The sequence below is a fragment of the Microbacterium sp. genome, assembly GCF_030149085.1.
Lineage (GTDB): Bacteria > Actinomycetota > Actinomycetes > Actinomycetales > Microbacteriaceae > Microbacterium.
In genome coordinates this window covers 1-2,252 of record NZ_JASBSF010000174.1, presented here as the reverse complement: position 1 = coordinate 2,252, position 2,252 = coordinate 1, and the positions used below count along the sequence as shown (strand labels likewise).

1 protein-coding gene is annotated in these 2,252 nt (G+C 68.0%); it reads left to right on the top strand.

Annotated features, from left to right (window positions below):
• Positions 1 to 208: 208 nt before the first annotated feature.
• On the top strand, positions 209 to 2,252 hold a 2,044-nt coding region (locus Q1V87_RS07045; protein WP_300591458.1), incomplete at its 3' end, for an HAD-IC family P-type ATPase.

The following is a 2,252-nucleotide window of genomic DNA, read 5'->3' as shown; positions in this document are numbered from 1 at the left end:
CTGATGCCGTGAACGATGGCGGCCGTACGGTCGCCGCTGCCGAACTCGTGTACTGCCAAACGCACTCTTCGACGGTACGTCCGGCAGTTATGAGAAGGCTCGGAGACCACCCGTGAGAATGCTGGGCGTTGCACCCGGAGTGCGCGACAGATGGCACTGTCCGCGACTCGCGAGCCCCGATAGGATCGGGCCCGGCGAAGGGACCGGCATGACCGAGCAGACCAGACCACAATCCACCCAGGCGACACCGGCGCGGACATCCGACACCACCGCGTGGTGGACCCTCGATACGGATGCCGTCGTCCGCAGCCTCGGCACGGACGCCGCGAACGGCCTGACCTCAGCTGATGCAGCTCGTCGCCTGGCGACCGGCGGCCCGAACACGATCCCCGCTCCCCCGGCGCCGAGCGCCTGGACGATAGCCCTGCGCCTGCTCGCCGATCCGATGAACCTCATGCTGGTCGCGGTGGTCGTGGTGAGCCTCATCATCGCCCAGTTCGCCGTGGCGTTCATCGTCGCTGCCCTCATCGTGCTGAATGTCGTGCTCGGCACCCGGCAGGAGCTTGCCGCCCGCGCGAGCGTCGACGGGCTCTCGAAGTTGCAGATCCCGCACGTGAAAGTCGTGCGGGACGGATCGCTGCGCGAGGTGCCCGCACCCGAGATCGTGCCCGGCGACCTCGTGCAGCTCGAGGCGGGCGATCTCGTGCCGGCCGATGGCCGCATCCTGCGCTCGGCGAACCTCCAGACCCAAGAAGCGGCGCTCACCGGTGAAAGCGCGCCGGTCGATAAGGATGTCGCGACGATCGATGGACACGATGTCGCGCTCGGCGATCGCGCCAACATGCTGTGGCAGAACACGACTGTCACGCGCGGTACCGCTGCGATGGTCGTCACCGGAACCGGGATGTCGACCCAGATGGGTCAGATCGCGGCGATGCTCACCGCCGTCGCGCCCTCCAAGTCGCCGCTGCAGCGCGAACTCGACGGCCTGACGAAGGTGCTCGGCTTCATCGCGTGGGGCGCCGTGGCGATCATGATCATCCTGGGTCTCCTGCGCGGCGAAACCATCGCGACGGTGCTGCTCGTCGGAATCGCGATGGCTGTCTCGGCGATCCCGTCCGCCCTGCCGACCTTCGTTCAGGGGATGCTCGCGTACGGCGCCCGGCAGCTGGCCGAACACCGCGCTGTCGTGAAGAACCTCAGCGACGTCGAGACGCTCGGGGCGACATCCGCCATCAACTCCGACAAGACCGGCACGCTCACCCTCAACCAGATGACGGCCACCAAGCTCTACGCCCTCGGGCAGTGGTTCACCGTCGAGGGCGAGGGCTATCGCAAGACCGGCGCGCTTCGTCACGCCGCAGGCAAGGAGGTTCCCGACTTCACGCCGCTGGCCTACGGCCTATGCCTGAACTCCGACGCTACTGTTTCGGATGCCGGAGTCGTCGTCGGCGACCCGACGGAGGCTGCCCTCGTGGTCTTGGCCGCGAAGCTCGGCGTGGATGCCGAAGAGAGCCGCCGCGCCTACCCGCGCGAGGCCGAGGTTCCCTTCGACTCCGCCTACAAGTTCATGGTGACCTTCCACCACGCGCCGCTGCAGGGCACCGAGACGTTCCTGGCGACGATGAAGGGCGGACCGGATGTCGTCATCGATCGCTGCTCGCACGCTGTCACCGCCGATGGCGTCGTCCCTATCGCGGACGCGAAGGACGGCATCCTGGAAGCGAACGCCGAGCTCAGCCGCAACGGTCTGCGCGTCCTCGCGATCGCCGTGCGAAACCTCGCCGGCAAGGAGGAGGCAGCCAAGGCCGACCCGATGTCGCTCGCCGAGGAGTTCACGTTCGTCGCTCTCGTCGGCATCATCGATCCGCTGCGCCCCGAGGCGATCGAGGCGGTTCGCATCGCGGGCGAGGCGGGCATCGAGGTGCGGATGATCACCGGCGACCATGCCGTGACGGCAGCCGCGATCGGGCGGGAGCTGGGCCTCGGCGCCGGCGCGATCAGTGGCCCCGAGCTGCGAGCGCTCAGTGACGAGGAGCTCACCGCGCGCCTGCCCGAACTCCACGTGTTCGGGCGCGTCACCCCCGAAGACAAGCTGCGGATCGCCCGCCTCATGCAGGAGCGCGGCGATGTCGTGGCGATGACCGGGGATGCCGTCAACGACGCCGCAGCCCACAAGCAGGCCGATATCGGCGTCGCGATGGCATCGGGAAGAGAGGTGACCAAGCAGGCCTGCAAGATGATCATCACCG